The organism is Mesorhizobium sp. M0870, assembly GCF_040319775.1.
GTDB lineage: Bacteria > Pseudomonadota > Alphaproteobacteria > Rhizobiales > Rhizobiaceae > Mesorhizobium.
Genome location: NZ_JAMYOI010000001.1, coordinates 558,703 through 572,311, shown reverse-complemented (window position 1 = coordinate 572,311; position 13,609 = coordinate 558,703). Strand labels below are relative to the sequence as shown.

Below are 13,609 nucleotides of genomic sequence, written 5' to 3'. Positions count from 1 at the left end.
TTAGCGTAAATCGCTGGCCGCGAAACACGATCGCCTCCCCCATTTCCGATGGGGGAGGCAGCCTTGGGAGCCCGTTTCTAGAGCTTGCCGGCGTCCTGGAGGATTTGCGTCGCCTTGGCGGCCGCATCGTCCAGTGCCTGCTTGGAGGTCTTGTCACCGAGGATCGCCGCCTGCAATTCGGGATAGACGGCGTTCGAGATCTCGATCCATTCAGGCGTCTGCGGCACGGCAAACGCGTGCTTGGCCTCTTCCTGGAAGGCGGTAAGAACCTCCTTCTTGTAAGGATCGTTTTCGGCCTGCTTCAAATCCCAGTCCCACACCGCGGTGCGGGTCGGCAGCGGGCCTGCGGCGGCCTCGAGCTTCTGGCTGTCTTCGTTGGTCAGCCACCACACCAGGGAAGCCGCGGCCTCCTTGTTGGGGCAATTCTCGGTCACCGAGAAGCCATGGAAACCCGACCAGCCGGTGCGTTTGCCGGACGAGCCCTTCGGCGCGACTTTCACGCCGACATTGCCGGCGACCTTCGACGACTTCGGATCGTTGAAGAAGCCAGCCCAGCCCGGCCAGTCCAGGTTGATGGCGACGGTGCCGGACGCAAAGCCCTGGCCGAGATCGTCCCAGAGATAGTTGGTGGTTCCGGCCGGTACGGCCTTGGCCTTGTAGAGGTTGACGAACCAGTCGAGCGCCCGGATGCCGGCCTCGGAATTGAAGACCAGCTTGCCGTCCTTGTCGAGATACTCGCCGCCTTCAGCGACAACCATCTCGTAGAAGCGGCCGTTGATCGCCTCTTCCTTGCCGGCGAACTGCGTGCCGTAGAAATTGGGTGGGTTGGCGAAGAACTGGGCCTGGTCGGTCACTTCCTTCCAGGTGTCCGGCGGCACCAAATCATAGCCGTACTTCGCCTTGAACTTGGTCTTGTTGTCGGCGTTCTCGTACAGGCTCTTCTGGTAGTAGAGCGCCGAAACGTCGAACTGCGCACGCGGCAGCATCTCCAGCTTGCCGTCGATGGTTGCGGACGTGATCGTCGACGGCACGAAAGCGTCGATCTCTTCCTTGGGCAGCAATTTGCTGAGGTCGGTGTAAAGGCCCGTATATTGCGGCGCAAAGGACGAATGGTTCCAGCCGACGCACCAGTTGGTGCTGCCCGAGGCGATGTCGGACTTGAGCTCCTTGTCGATGTCGAAGCCGTTCTTCTTGGTCAGGATGTTGACCTTGGCGCCGGTCGCCTTCTCCCATTCGGGAATGCGCTCGTAGAGCTTTTCATATTGCTGGCCGCCGATCAGCTTCACGTCGACGGTCACGCCTTCGAACTTGCCGGGCAGGTCGCCGGCAAGGGCAGCGCCCGCACCTGGCGCGAGCAACAATGCACCGGCGCACACGCCGGACAGCAGTCTGTTCATCGGTATCCTCCCTTGGTGCCGCCTCCGCGGCGACCGCAACTCGTCTGATGACAAGAAGTGCTACATTCATATACAAACAAAACATTCATAGACACGTCAAGGCGAAATTTGTTTCCGCCGCGCACGTTCCTGCATATATGAAGGGTGAAATTCACTGGAGGATGAGCCCATGGACGACAGCGAAGACGAGCGCTATCGCGCGCCGGCGCTCGACAAGGGGCTCGATATCCTTGAACTGCTGGCGGGCGTCGACGGCGGCCTGACCCAGGCAGAAATCGCCAAGAAACTCGACCGCAGCCCCAACGAATTCTACCGTATGCTCGACCGGCTGGTGCGGCGCGGCTATGTCACCAGGCTCGACGGCGACCGCTATTCGCTGACGCTCAAGCTGTTCGGTCTGGCACAGTTGCACGCGCCGGTTCGGCGGCTGGTCTCCTATGCGACGCCGCTGATGCGTGAGCTTGCCGAGACATCGCAGCAGGCCAACCAACTCGTTGTTTTTGATCGCGGTTCTGCCGTCGTCATCGGCCAGCAAGAAGCACCGAACTACTGGGGCATATCGATCCGGGTCGGCTCCCATATCAGTCTGTTCGACACCGGCTCGGGACATGTGCTGCTCGCTTTCCGCTCACCGGAAGAGCGCCAGATGATGATTTCCGAACACGTCCGCAGCACCGACAAGACGGCGCAATCGACCGAGTTCTTCACCCGTCTCGACCAGATCCGCGACCGTGGCTACGAGATGATGGCCTCGATGCAGACAGCCGGCGTCTTCAACCTGTCCGCCCCGGTGCGCAGTTCCGACGGCAAGGCGATCGCCGCGCTGTCGATTCCCTACATCACGGTGGTCAACGCGCCTTCCGCGCCCGACATCACCAGGACGATCGAACTGTTGCTGGCAACGTGTGAAAAGCTGTCGCACCTTGCTGGATCAGCAGTAGGCTCATCGGTGTGAATTCTTATTTGAATGAAGAATTCCCCCGTGAGATGATTTGAAAAGCCAGAGGGAGGAGCCTCACCATGATCATCGATACCCATCTGCATCTCATCGATCGCTCGGCCCTGCGCTATCCCTGGCTCGCCGGCGTGCCGGCGCTCAACCGCGATTTCTCCTATGAGGACTACGCCGTGGAGGCGCAGCGTGTCGGCGTCGAGCGCGTGCTGCATATGGAGGTCGATGTCGATGCGGCCGACATCGAGGCTGAAACCGCTCGGGTCGAAGGCCTGTCACGGCAGCCCAGCAGCATGCTGGCCGGGGTGATCGCGTCCTGCCGTCCTGAGGAAGGGGACTTCGCGGCCTATCTCGAACGGCAGCGGGCAAACCCGTTCGTAAAAGGCTTTCGCCGCGTCCTCCACGTCGTGCCCGACGAGCTCTCGGAAGGTGCGGTGTTTCGCGCCAGCATAAAGCGGCTTGGCGGCACCGGCCTGACCTTCGATCTCGTCGTGCTGCCGCACCAGATCCCCAGGGCGATCGTGCTTGCCGACCTGGCACCCGATGTGACGTTCGTCCTCGACCATTGCGGCGTCCCCGACATCAAAGGCAAGAGCGAACATCCATGGCGCGAGCATATGAGCGACATCGCCCGGCGCCCGAATGTCATGGCCAAAATCTCCGGTGTCGTCGCCTATGCCGATGCCGGCAGCTGGACGGTTGAGACGTTGCGGCCGTACGTCGAGCACACCATCAATTCATTCGGCTGGGACCGTGTCGTCTGGGGCAGCGACTGGCCGGTCTGCACGCTAGGCGGCGGTCTGTCGACCTGGGTGGCGGCGACCCATGCATTGCTCTCGGGCTGCAGCATCTCCGAGCGCGACAGGCTGTTGTCCGGCAATGCCCGCAAGCTGTGGCGGCTCGACTGACTGGTCCTTTCAGATGGTTGTCGAGACGTGCCGTTCGCGGCCATAGAGCGAAACCAGCAGCACGATGACGAAGCCGAGCGCGGCCTGCACCGCTGCGGGCTGGAAGCCGAGGCCGATCAGCAGCGTGTTGATCTCGGTCAGCACCAGCACGCCGGCGATCGTGCCGAGATAGCTTCCCCGGCCGCCGACAAGTGCTGCACCTCCTACGACAACGGCTGCGATGGTCTGGAACAGATAGGGCTGGCCGACATCGCCATAGGCCGAACCGGTGAAGCCGAGCAGCAGCACTCCTGCCACGGCGGCGAAGAAAGCGCTTGCCGCATAGGTGATGACCCACATGCGAACCGGGTCAATCAGCGCCAGCGGCGCCGCGCCCGGATTGCTGCCCAGCGCGTAAAGCCGGCGGCCATAGGGCGTTCGCTCCAGCACCAGGACGACGAGTGCCGCCAGCACGACAAGGCTCGGCACCAGCCACGGCACCGGCAGCGGTCCGGCCGATCCGCCGATCGAGACGAAGCTGGATACCGCTTGCGGTGCGGAGCCTGACGGGAAACCCGCCGTCCACAACAGCACCAGCCCTTGCACGACCATGCCGATGCCGAGCGTGACGATGAGCGGCTGGATGTCGAGGCTGCGCGAGATCAGCCCGTTCAGCCCGCCGATGATGATCGCCAGTACGCCGACGAGGCCGCAGACCAGGACAAAATGCCAGCCATCGCCATAAAGCTGCGCCGCCACGACATTGGCAAAGCCAATGACGAAAGGGATCGACAGGTCGATGCCGCCCATGATGACGACCAGCGTCTGCCCGATCGAGGCCACGGCGAGCAGCGAGGCGAGCACCAGCATGGCGCGTATGGCAAACGGCGCGGAGTAGCCAGGAATGAGGATCGTGCCGGCGAGATGCAGAAGGGCGGCGACGCAGAAGGCGCCGACGACGCGAGCGTTGGTTGTGGCGAAGAGGTTTTGGCGCAAAACCATGTCAGCGTCTCCCCATAGCAAGACGTTCCTGCAGCGCTGTCAGCATCACGGCCAGCACCAGGATCGCGCCGTAGGCGATCTGCAGCACGAAGGTCGAGACGTTGAACGTCGTCAGCACGCTTTGCAGCAGGAAGATGTCGATGGCGCCGATGGCGGCACCCGCCACCCCACCACGGCCGCCTGCAAGGCTGACGCCGCCGAGCGCTACCGCGGCGATGGCGATCAGTGTGTAAGTTGGCCCGATGTTCGGATCGGCGGAGCCGATCAGCGCGGTCAGCATCAATCCGGCGCAGCCGCCAAGGATGCCGGTCATGATATAGGCGATGAAGCGCACGCGCGTGACATCGACGCCGGCGGTGTAGGCGGCACGGTCGTCGCTGCCCACCGCCATAAGCTGGTCGTAGTAAGGGGTGCGCCGCACCAGCCACCAGACGATGAACATCGCCGCCAGCGGCAGCATCGACAGCGGACCGGACAGTGCCTTGAGCCAGGCCGGTGCGGGACCGATCGGCGCCGGCAGGATTGTTAACGTCACGCCGGTGAGGATCAGATAGGTGCCGAGCGTCGCGACGATCGGCTGAATGCGCACGATTGTCGCCAGAAAGCCGTTCGCAGCACCCACCAGCGCCCCGACGAGCAATGCAGCCGGAACGAGCACCGGGGGCGATGAGATGCCGGTGCCGAGGAACAGCACCTGGATCGTCAAAGCGTTGACGAAGCCCATCAATGGCCCGACCGAGATGTCGATTCCGCCACGCCCGGCGAGGATGACAGGCGTGGACGCAATGGCCGCACCGATCAAGGGCGCCGCCAATCCGACCAGCGCGCCCCAGGAACCTGGCTGGAACCGCCCGGGGCTGAGGATAAGATTGATCGCAAGCAGCACGACCAGCAGCACCACCGCGAAGCCGAAATTTCGCCCAAGGGACAGGAGGCGCGCAACAGGGTTCATGCCGCACGTCCGAACATGGCTGATATCACGCTGTCGGTGGTGAGCGCGTCGCCAGAGATCTCGGCCGCGACTTCATTCTCACGGAACACCAGCACGCGCTGGCACAGGAGAAGAATCTCCTCGATTTCACTGGATAGGATGACGAGCCCCATGCCGTCGGACGCCAGCCCGCGAAACACGTCGTAGAGCACATGCCGCGTCGCCACGTCGACGCCACGCGTCGGATCGTTGAGGAGCAGGATCGCGGGCTCCAGCGCCAAGGCACGCGCCAACAGCACCTTCTGCTGGTTGCCGCCCGAAAGAGTGGTGATCGGCGCATCGGGCCGGGGCGCCACTATCGAGAGTTTTTCGCGATAGAAGTCGTAGCGCGCCTTGCGTGCCGACGGGCTGATTAGCCCGAGCCGCGTGTCGCGCGACAAGGTCGAGACGGCGAAATTGTCGAGCACCGACTGTGTCGGGAAAATGCCGTTGGCGCGTCGGTCGCGCGGCAAATAGGCGATGCCGCTGGCGACAGCCTTGCGAAACCCGGTAATCTTTCGGGAGGCATCCGATGAACCGAGTTCGATCGAGCCGCCATGGGGCGGTTCCAGGCCGGCAAGCATCTTGAGAAACAGCTCCTGGCCATGACCATCGAGACCGGCAAGCCCGACGATCTCACCCGGAGCGATTGCCTGCGTGATCGGGCTGGCGCCGGGCGCGATGACAAGGTCCCGAACGGCAAGACCACCAAAATCGAGGGCGGCGCGATCAGCCATGCTGCAGCTCCGCCGCCGTGCGTGGCGCCATCGCCTTGAGAAGTTCAGCCGGCGTCGAAGCGCCGCGCTCCTCGGTGCGCACGACGCTGCCGCCGCGCAGGATCGAGATGCGATCCGACAGCGACATCACCTCGTCCATGCGGTGGGTGATGAACAGGATCAGGCAGCCTTCGCCGGCCAGCGCGCGCATCAGGGAAAAGACGGATTCGCGATCGGCGAAGTCGAGCGCGGCGGTGACCTCGTCGAGGATCAGGATCTTTGGGTTGCGCACGATCGCGCGGGCGAGAACGACCAATTGCTGCGCGGCAAGCGGCAGCAGGCCGGCTGGCTTGTCGAGGGGGACGTCGGTAACCGCGAAGCGCTTCAGCGCGGCTTTCGCCCGGTCACGGCGCTCGTTGCGGGGAACAGCGCGCCGGACCAGCCCGTCGAGGCCGAGCAGGATGTTATCGATGACGCTGCAGTCCGGCGCGATCAGCACCTCCTGGAACACCGTGGCAAAACCTTGCGCCTGGAAGGCCGAGGGCTTGGCACCCGAAAACGGCTTGCCGTGCAGCAGGATCGCGCCATTGTCCGGCTGGACGATGCCGGACAGCAGCTTGACCATCGTGCTCTTGCCCGAACCGTTCTCGCCCAGGATGGTGTGGATGGTTCCCGCCCGAAACGCGATCGATGCGTCCGCGAGCGCGATCGTCTCGCCATAGCGTTTGGATATGGTTTTGATTTCAAGCATGTCGCGTTTCGATGCTGGCAGGCCGGCTCCCGGAAAGGAGCCGGCCTGCTGAGAGACTAGCAGGCGTCACTTTGCACAGGCATCGGGCACCTTCGAATAATCCCAGCCCTTGGTCGGCGCCGGGTTCGAGAAATAGGCGTCGAGCCATTCCTCCGGCATCGGATCTTTCGGCGGGATCGGGAAGATCGACACGGCATCCGTCGTCATGCAGTCCTTGTACCAGGCACCGAGATCGGCGGTGTGGACAGGCGGGATCGGGATCAGCAGCGTGTTCAGCTTCGGCTTCTGGCCATCGAGCATGCGCTCGCCGACGCGGAACAGTGTTTGCGCGGTCCAGTGCGGCAGCACCGCATGGCCTTCGAAGCGGTACTTGTCGGGGTTGGCCTTCCAGTAGCCCAGCGCGTCCCCGGTGATCGAGCCGGTGATCAATGGCGCCGGCCGGCCGGCTTCCGCGAAGGCTTCGGCGACGACGCGGCTTTCGCTGCCTGTCGTCCACACCGCATCGATCGGCGCCGGGTTGGTGGCGATCGCCTGCAGCACCACGGTCTTGGTGACGTTGGCTGTCCAGTTGCCGTTGACGTTGCGCGAGATCTTCAGCTTCGGATTTTCCGCCAGCGCCTTGTCCGCGCCCTGGCGTTCCTGGACCACGATCGGGTGGCCGGCGATGCCTTCGACCAGAAGGATGCTGGCGCCGTCCGGCTGCGCCTTGCCGATCGCCGTCATCATGTCATAGCCCCAGCGCGCATAGTTGGAATCGACATTGATGGCGTTCGGGCTGGTCACCGAGCCGGCGGCGGTGATGAACGGAATGCCGGCCTTGGCGGCAGCGTCGATGGCATCGTCGAGCGCCGTCGCCGAGCCCGGCACCGACGTGATGATAGAGCATTTCTTGTCGATGAAGGCGCGGATCTGGTTGATCTGCTGGCTGGCATCATTGTTGGAATCCGACACCTCGAAGCTGGAGACGGTGCCGTCGGCGATCAGCCCGTCGACAAGACGCTTCAACTCCTTGGTCACCGTGACCCGCCACGGGTTGCCCTGGTAGGATTCCGAGTGGCACCATTTCCACGGCTTTGGCGGCGCGTTGAAATTCTCCCAGGCCGAAGGCAATACCTTCTGGGGCGCTCCGTCATACTGCGCCTTGAGTTCGGTCGGCAGTCCACCGATGACGCCTTGCACATCCTGTGCAAAGGCGGCCGTTGCAAGCGAGGCAAGCGCCGTTGCGGCCAGCAGGCCGCGGATCATTCCTGTCATTCTTGTTCTCCTCCGTTCGGTTTGGTTCAGGCTCCTCCACCGGCAGCGCCGGACACCTGCACCGGGGAACTCTCCCGAAACAGGCGATTGAGATCGGCAACGACCTGTCGGGCTTGATGCCGGAAGGTCATGCCGGAAAGGATGCGTTCGGACGCGGCCTGCTGGAACGCCATGTAGCCGTCATGGCGCGGCCGCACCCATGCACCCGCCAGTGTCGCGCGCGTGTCCCGGTAGAAATTGCCGGTCGCTTCATTGACGGCCTGATCTTCCCAGGCCGCTGCATGGCCGGGCTGGCCGCCGGCGGCGGCATAGGCGCCGCGCTGGACATCGCCGCTCGAGACCCAATAGGCAAAGTTGATCGCGGCATCCCTGGCTTTGGAAAAGGCTGATACGGCTATGCCGGTGCCGCCGAGCGCCGAACCGATCGGGCCGCCGGAACCGATGACCGGAACATCGGCAAAGGCCAGCCGGTTCGCCCGAAAGCCAGTCGTCGCATAGGAAACATAGCCATAGATCAGTGGCGCGCAGACGAACCTGGAACCGGCCTCCGCCATGCGCTCCGAGACGGCAATCGGATCCATCTCCAAGCAAGCCGGATCAACGAGCGCTGCAATCTCGCGCATTGCTTCAAACACTTCGCTACCGGCGTCAACATCGATGAGATCGTGGGATGGATCGGTGGTGCAAGGACGGCCGAGATTGCCTGCGAATGTGTAAAACACCATCAACACGTGAGGCGGCCGCAGCGGCAGCAGCACACGGCCTTGCCGGGCGAGATCGAGCACCTCGCTCCAGCGCGCCGGTGGCGCCTCGATCGCATCCGGCCGCCATGCCTGGACCTGGGTTGCCGCATCGATCGGGAAAGCCCATTGCCGTCCTTGCCAGTTGTAGCTCGGATAGGACTGGCCGACGCTGCCCGAGGCAAGGGCCGTGCGTTCCGCCTCGCGTCCGGCGACATCCAGCGGCTCCAGGCAGCCTTCGGCCGTGATCTGGCCGACATGCGGATGGTCGATGACGATGAGATCATAGGCGCGCGCCAGTTCCTCGACCGGGAAGGATTCGAAATCCTGCAGCGAGCGCTTGTCCCATTCGATGGCAATACCGGTCTTCTGCTGCCACAGCGCCGAGCAGGCGACCATCGGATCGTAGCCACGCGGATGGCTCCAGGTCATGCCTTTGAGCTTGGGCACGCTCACAGGCCGAACTCCGCGCGGATGGCGGCACTGTGCTCGCCGATGCGCGGCGCCGCCCGATCGACCTTGGCCCTGATGCCATCGACCCGGAGCGGCGAACTCGTCGTGAGGATCGAGACGTCATCCTCGCGCGTCACCGTCTGCAGCATATCGAGCGATTGAAACCCCTCGCTTGCCAGCATCTCGGGCCAGGTCAGTACCTTGGCGCACCAGATGTCGGCCGGCTCGAGGATATCAAGCCATTCGTCGATGGTTTTGGTGGCGATCCGCTGCGCGATGATCGCCTTGATGTCGTCGCGCGCGGTGAACCACGATGCAGGCTTGTCGCGATAGGGTGCCAACTCGCTGAGCGACAAGAGGTCGGCCAGCTTGGGGATCGGCGTCATAGCGATGGCGAGATAGCCGTCCTTGGCCGGGTAGACACCGTAAGGCGCCGACAGATAGGCATGCGCGCTGCGGAAGCTGGAGCGCCTGGGCAGCCGGCGGCCGTCATTGAGATGCGTCGTCAGCACCTCGAACTGGAAATCGACCAGCGCTTCCAGCAGGCTGGTTTCGATATGGCTGCCCTGACCGGTGATGCCGCGCCGCACCAGTGCGGCCAGAATGCCCTGCGCACAGGCGGCACCAGCCAGCATGTCGCCGATGGCGAGGCCGAACGGCACCGGTCCCTGATCCTCGTCGCCGTTCAGCCACATCACGCCGGAACGCGCCTGCGCCAAGAGATCCTGGCCGGGCCGTTTGACCCATGGCCCATCCTCGCCATAGCCGCTGATCGAAGCATAGACCAGCCGCGGGTTGATCTTGCGGACCGCTTCATAGTCCAGGCCGAGCCGTTCGATGACGCCCGGCCGGAAATTCTGGATCAGCACGTCAGCCCTGGCCAGGAGGCCGCGCAACGCTTCGAGATCGGCCTCGTTCTTGAGGTCGATGGCAAGACTTTCCTTGGCCCGGTTGATGGCGTGGAAGATGGTGGAATCGCCGCCGATCTCGGTGTCGCTGAGATAGAGCCGGCGCGACAGGTCGCCGCCATCCGGACGCTCGATCTTGATCACGCGGGCGCCGAGATCGAGCAGCCTGAGTGAGCAGTACGGGCCCGACAGGAACTGGCTCATGTCGACGACGACGAGACCGGCGAGCGGCAATTCGGCTGCTGCCGGCATGCTATTTCTCCGTCTTGCCGACGAAGTCGGCCGGGTTGCGGTACTTCACCGTCTGCAGATGCTCGCAATAGAGAACGAGCTCGCCTTCGCCCTTGAAAACCTCATAGCTGGCGCGGATCAGCCCCATCTCCTTGTAGCGGGGCTTCTTGTCGAGGTTGGAGCGGATCGAATAGATCGTGTCGCCAATGAAGACAGGCTTTATGAAACGGAGCTTGTCGTAGCCATAGGAAAAGGCGTTGACGCAATTGGTGGCGACCAGGCCGAGGCCAGCCGAGAAGACAAAGGCGCCGGCGATCAGCCGCTTGCCGAAAACGCCTTCGCTCTCGGCAAATATCTGGTCCTGCACATAGGGGTGGATGTCGAGCACCAGCGTGTTGAACAAATGGCTATCGCCTTCGGCCATGGTCCGTCGCAACGAGCGGATCTTCTGCCCGACCGGCCAATCCTCATAGAACCAGTTTTCGGCGTTCCACACCGGCAGCGCGGCGTGATCCCCAGGCATGTTCTTGGGATGCGTCGAGGCGACACCGACGGTGGGCGCGAAATCGTTCATGGCCGGCACCGCCAGCCTTGTATGGGGCACGTCACAGCTGCCGGAAAACGCATCAAGGCGTCGAAATGCAAGACGTCTCCTCCCGTCAATCTTCTTTTGTAAATAGTATTTTCACATATGGGGTTGCGTTGCAAGCGTGAACAGGCGAAATTTTGGCTGCTCCCGCGCGCCGAAGCGCAGGCGGGCAGGGGAGGAAATCATGCGCAAGGATTGTCTGGTCTTTGTCGGCAGCCTGAACCGCGAGGCGCCGTATTTTCAGGGCGCTCGGGGCGTCGGTCTCGGCGTCTACAGCTTTGACGAGACGACGCTGGAAACACGAAAACTGGCCGAGACCAACGATGTCGACAATCCGACATTCCTGTCGGTGACGCCAGACGGCTCGCACATCTATGCCAATTCGGAAGTCTTCACCTGGCGCGAGGGCACCGTCTCCGCCTACAGCTTCGATCGAGCTTCTGGTACGCTCATTTATCTGAACAAGCAGCCGTCGCTCGGCAGCATCACCGCCCACAACACCATCACCCGCGACGGGACGAGGCTGCTGGTCGCCAACTATGGCATGGGCGAGGGCGGTCCGGATTGTGCCGTGGCGGTTTATGGTTTCGAAAAGGACGGCGCGCTGTCGGCGCCGCTGGCCAGCGTATCGCATTCCGGCACCGGCCCGAATGCGGCGCGGCAGGAACGCTCGCATGCCCACAGCGTCACCGAAACCATTGCCGGTGGTGGCATGGCTATCGTCGCCGACCTCGGCATCGACCGGCTGGTGTCCTACCGCATCGGGCGAGATGGCGAGCTCAGCAAGCTCGCTGAATCCGCTCTGCCGCCGGGCGCCGGCCCGCGCCATCTTGCGTTGCATCCGAACGGACGCTTCGTCTTTGTCATGAACGAGCTGGATTCGACAATTGTCTCGATGGCGCTGGACGAGGCATCAGGCAAGCTGTCCATCATCGACGCAAAGCCGGCGGTGCCGGCCGAGGCGCGCGACAGCAACCATTGCGCCGATATCCAGATTTCGCCGGATGGCCGTTTTGTCTACGGCTCCAACCGTGGCCACGACAGCGTCGTCATCATGGCGGTCGATCAGCAGACAGGTTCGCTGGCCCTCGTCGGCTATGTCCCTTGCGGCGGTGCGACGCCGCGCAACCTGGCGCTGACGCCTTCAGGCGGCCATCTGTTCTCGGCTAACCAGAATGCCGACCGCATCTCGATTTTCGCTCGCGACGCCGAGACCGGCATGCTCAGCGACACCGGGCGCGCCATCGAGATCGGCACGCCGATGTGCATCAAGATCGTGCGCTGAACGCCCACAACTGTGAAGCCCTGGACAAAATCGCCCTGGGCTCAAGCCTGTTGTATTGCCGAGAGCTTCCAGTTCGAGCCATTCTCACGCACGAATGTCCACAGCTCGGTCGTCTCTGTCGGATGATCATCGTCGCCCGCGACGACCTTGCCGCTGGCCCGTTCGCGCGTCACGTCACGAGACTCGTAGCGCAATGCGGCCGTGGCGTAGTCGCGGTCATCCTCACGCCAGCTTTCAGCGACGTCGGCCTGCAGCAACGTGACGTCCGTTACCTCGTTCCTGAGACCTTTCTGGGCATTGTCGGCCAGCTCTTCCGACAGATAGGACACCATTTCGGGGGTAACAGCCCGGCGCAGAGCGGCATGGTCTTCGCGCCCGAATGCTTCCTGGACATCGGTCAACAGCTGCTGGAATGCGTCGAGGTCGGTCTGAGCCAGCGTGATCTCATCAGAACCGATGGCCGGAGAGCTTCCGCCCGAAACACCGCCAAAGCCAGGAATTGTGAAGGAGCCTGCAGTCTGCTGCCCTGCCGTTGCGCGGTTCTCAAATCTCGAAGCCTGGGCATTGCCGACACCGGCGAGCGCTGGCGCAGGACCACGCGCCGATTGCGAGCGGAAGAAGCGGATAGCCAGCATGATCGTGCCACCGATGAGCAGGGCCTGAAGCAGGAAACCGAACATGCCGGCCAGGCCGCCGAAGCCTTGGCCGACGAGCAGGCCGATCAGGCCGCCGAGCAGCAGGCCGCGCATCATCGTTCCACCGAAACCGCTCATGAAGCCGGGCCTCTGCGGGCCGGCCTGCGGCTGCTGGGCCGCGTTGTTCGCACCGGTGTTGGGCGTCATCGAACGCTCGACTGGAGCGGTCGGGGCCGGTGCGGTCCTGGTCGGCGGTGCCGATTGGAACGTGCGCATGCCACGACTGCCGAAACTGCCGCCGCGGCGCGCCTCGGCATGGTCTATCGCAACCATCGAAAACGCCAGGAACAGTCCTGCAAAGAGGGCTGCAAATCGGCTTGTACGGGAAGTCATCGGAGATGAACCTTTGTCTCTGCGGTTTCGGAAGTTTTCAGCCGCCGCCGGGTGCCGGCGTCATGCGGTCAATCGAACAACTCTTCGAAAAATGATTTCTTCCGCTTCGGATAGCGGTGGCCGTGGGAGCGGGAATAATCGTCGTCGCGGCCCTGGCCGTGTTGCGGCTGGGAGAATGCTGCCGGCTGTGGCTGCGGCGCGGGCGCCGCTTCCCTGCCGGAACGCTCGATGATTTTGTCGAGTTCTCCCCGATCAAGCCAGACGCCGCGGCACTGCGGACAGTAGTCGATTTCGATACCCTGGCGTTCGCTCATCACGAGCGCAACGCGGCAGGAGGGGCAAGTCATGCCAAGAAGAGAAGATGTCATACGGGGCTCCAAACCGAAAAAGATTGAGCCCGCTTGACCGAAAACATGGAAAGGGGCCCGTTAAAGCGGTCCGACATC

General features: G+C 63.3%; 14 protein-coding genes. 3 read left to right on the top strand and 11 right to left on the bottom strand.

The window, feature by feature from the left end; translation table 11 throughout:
- Positions 1–77: 77 nt before the first annotated feature.
- On the bottom strand, positions 78–1,397 hold the full coding sequence (locus NKH97_RS02695; RefSeq protein ID WP_352795284.1) for an ABC transporter substrate-binding protein: 1,320 nt from the start codon (positions 1,395–1,397) through the stop codon (positions 78–80).
- Positions 1,398–1,566: 169 nt separating this feature from the next.
- Here NKH97_RS02695 and NKH97_RS02690 point away from each other — a divergent pair, with 169 nt between their 5' ends.
- Positions 1,567–2,352 carry an IclR family transcriptional regulator gene (locus tag NKH97_RS02690; RefSeq protein ID WP_023808863.1) on the top strand — a complete coding sequence of 262 codons (786 nt, stop codon included), beginning with the start codon at positions 1,567–1,569 and terminating at the stop codon, positions 2,350–2,352.
- Between the two features lie 65 nt (positions 2,353–2,417).
- Entirely contained in the window at positions 2,418–3,257 is an 840-nt protein-coding gene (locus tag NKH97_RS02685; protein ID WP_352609312.1) for an amidohydrolase family protein, read from the top strand.
- A gap of 9 nt (positions 3,258–3,266) precedes the next feature.
- Here the strand turns inward: NKH97_RS02685 and NKH97_RS02680 are convergent, their stop codons facing one another.
- From NKH97_RS02680 to NKH97_RS02645, 8 genes are all read right to left on the bottom strand, one after another.
- A complete protein-coding gene (locus NKH97_RS02680; RefSeq protein ID WP_023808862.1) occupies positions 3,267–4,238 on the bottom strand; it encodes an ABC transporter permease in 972 nt (323 codons plus the stop codon).
- Between the two features lies 1 nt (position 4,239).
- Positions 4,240–5,190 (bottom strand): ABC transporter permease, encoded by a 951-nt coding sequence (locus NKH97_RS02675; protein WP_023808861.1) that lies wholly within the window; start codon positions 5,188–5,190, stop codon positions 4,240–4,242.
- Positions 5,187–5,945, bottom strand: coding sequence for an ATP-binding cassette domain-containing protein (locus NKH97_RS02670; RefSeq protein WP_023808860.1), 759 nt, complete (start codon positions 5,943–5,945; stop codon positions 5,187–5,189). The genes NKH97_RS02675 and NKH97_RS02670 overlap by 4 nt, the downstream gene beginning before the upstream one ends.
- Positions 5,938–6,675, bottom strand: coding sequence for an ATP-binding cassette domain-containing protein (locus tag NKH97_RS02665; RefSeq protein ID WP_352440084.1), 738 nt, complete (start codon positions 6,673–6,675; stop codon positions 5,938–5,940). The genes NKH97_RS02670 and NKH97_RS02665 overlap by 8 nt, the downstream gene beginning before the upstream one ends.
- Before the next feature lie 66 nt (positions 6,676–6,741).
- On the bottom strand, positions 6,742–7,929 hold the full coding sequence (locus NKH97_RS02660; RefSeq protein ID WP_023808858.1) for an ABC transporter substrate-binding protein: 1,188 nt from the start codon (positions 7,927–7,929) through the stop codon (positions 6,742–6,744).
- Between the two features lie 26 nt (positions 7,930–7,955).
- The gene (locus tag NKH97_RS02655) at positions 7,956–9,125 is read right to left on the bottom strand and encodes an extracellular solute-binding protein (RefSeq protein ID WP_023808857.1); all 1,170 of its coding nucleotides are present in this window, start codon (positions 9,123–9,125) and stop codon (positions 7,956–7,958) included.
- Positions 9,122–10,282 carry a CaiB/BaiF CoA transferase family protein gene (locus NKH97_RS02650; RefSeq protein ID WP_023808856.1) on the bottom strand — a complete coding sequence of 387 codons (1,161 nt, stop codon included), beginning with the start codon at positions 10,280–10,282 and terminating at the stop codon, positions 9,122–9,124. Before NKH97_RS02650 ends, NKH97_RS02655 begins: the two co-directional genes overlap by 4 nt.
- 1 nt (position 10,283) lies before the next feature.
- Complete coding sequence (locus NKH97_RS02645; RefSeq protein ID WP_023808855.1) at positions 10,284–10,835, bottom strand: MaoC family dehydratase; 552 nt, start codon at positions 10,833–10,835, stop codon at positions 10,284–10,286.
- 199 nt (positions 10,836–11,034) lie between these two features.
- Here NKH97_RS02645 and NKH97_RS02640 point away from each other — a divergent pair, with 199 nt between their 5' ends.
- Entirely contained in the window at positions 11,035–12,135 is a 1,101-nt protein-coding gene (locus NKH97_RS02640) for a lactonase family protein (protein WP_352722187.1), read from the top strand.
- Positions 12,136–12,176: 41 nt separating this feature from the next.
- On the opposite strand, the gene NKH97_RS02635 is transcribed toward NKH97_RS02640, so the two are convergent.
- Complete coding sequence (locus NKH97_RS02635) at positions 12,177–13,163, bottom strand: Tim44 domain-containing protein (RefSeq protein ID WP_023808854.1); 987 nt, start codon at positions 13,161–13,163, stop codon at positions 12,177–12,179.
- A gap of 68 nt (positions 13,164–13,231) precedes the next feature.
- Positions 13,232–13,531, bottom strand: coding sequence for a TFIIB-type zinc ribbon-containing protein (locus tag NKH97_RS02630; protein WP_023808853.1), 300 nt, complete (start codon positions 13,529–13,531; stop codon positions 13,232–13,234).
- Positions 13,532–13,609: the final 78 nt, after the last annotated feature.

Bases quoted from the DNA above. Each gene is read 5' to 3' on its own strand.
- NKH97_RS02640 (WP_352722187.1), top strand. From the start codon at position 11,035: ATGCGCAAGGATTGTCTGGTCTTTGTCGGCAGCCTGAACCGCGAGGCG.
- NKH97_RS02665 (WP_352440084.1), bottom strand. From the start codon at position 6,675: ATGCTTGAAATCAAAACCATATCCAAACGCTATGGCGAGACGATCGCG.
- NKH97_RS02680 (WP_023808862.1), bottom strand. From the start codon at position 4,238: ATGGTTTTGCGCCAAAACCTCTTCGCCACAACCAACGCTCGCGTCGTC.
- NKH97_RS02690 (WP_023808863.1), top strand. From the start codon at position 1,567: ATGGACGACAGCGAAGACGAGCGCTATCGCGCGCCGGCGCTCGACAAG.
- NKH97_RS02630 (WP_023808853.1), bottom strand. From the start codon at position 13,531: ATGACATCTTCTCTTCTTGGCATGACTTGCCCCTCCTGCCGCGTTGCG.
- NKH97_RS02695 (WP_352795284.1), bottom strand. From the start codon at position 1,397: ATGAACAGACTGCTGTCCGGCGTGTGCGCCGGTGCATTGTTGCTCGCG.
- NKH97_RS02670 (WP_023808860.1), bottom strand. From the start codon at position 5,945: ATGGCTGATCGCGCCGCCCTCGATTTTGGTGGTCTTGCCGTTCGGGAC.
- NKH97_RS02675 (WP_023808861.1), bottom strand. From the start codon at position 5,190: ATGAACCCTGTTGCGCGCCTCCTGTCCCTTGGGCGAAATTTCGGCTTC.
- NKH97_RS02635 (WP_023808854.1), bottom strand. From the start codon at position 13,163: ATGACTTCCCGTACAAGCCGATTTGCAGCCCTCTTTGCAGGACTGTTC.
- NKH97_RS02650 (WP_023808856.1), bottom strand. From the start codon at position 10,282: ATGCCGGCAGCAGCCGAATTGCCGCTCGCCGGTCTCGTCGTCGTCGAC.
- NKH97_RS02645 (WP_023808855.1), bottom strand. From the start codon at position 10,835: ATGAACGATTTCGCGCCCACCGTCGGTGTCGCCTCGACGCATCCCAAG.
- NKH97_RS02685 (WP_352609312.1), top strand. From the start codon at position 2,418: ATGATCATCGATACCCATCTGCATCTCATCGATCGCTCGGCCCTGCGC.
- NKH97_RS02660 (WP_023808858.1), bottom strand. From the start codon at position 7,929: ATGACAGGAATGATCCGCGGCCTGCTGGCCGCAACGGCGCTTGCCTCG.